1 protein-coding gene is annotated in these 420 nt (G+C 41.4%); it reads left to right on the forward strand.

The features are described from left to right. A partial coding sequence (locus tag A4245_RS20715; protein WP_234402454.1) for a hypothetical protein occupies positions 1-196 on the forward strand: 196 nt, incomplete at its 5' end. Positions 197-420: the final 224 nt, after the last annotated feature.

A 420-nucleotide genomic window follows, 5' to 3' on the forward strand; every position in this document is an offset into this window, starting at 1 on the left:
TAGCCGTATCGGAAGGTGCGGCTGGATCACCTCCTTTCTAAGGATTATATTAAAGGCCGAAGCGACTTTAGGAGCTGAAGCTGGATATTACGGAACGCCGATGAGGAACTTGTTCCTGTCGGTAAGGACATACTTGGTTGTTTGGTTCAGTTTTGAGAGAGCAAATCTCTCTATTTGTACCTTGAAAACTAAATAAGAGTAATCAACGACATCAAATAAAAGGCTGAAGCGACTGTTCAGAAACGGACGCATAAGCAAGGGACTGGAAAACGCTTGGTTTTGAGCGTTTGGAATGTCAATTGCTTATGACGGTAGTTTCTAGGAGCTGAAGCTGGATTAATTTTAGAAATAAAGCAAGGCTATTAAATTAGTACGCTTATTTACTGTAACTTAGTTAAGTGAATAAGGGCGCACGGTGGA

The organism is Oceanobacillus damuensis, assembly GCF_001618145.1.
GTDB classification, from domain to species: Bacteria; Bacillota; Bacilli; order Bacillales; family Amphibacillaceae; genus Oceanobacillus; species Oceanobacillus damuensis.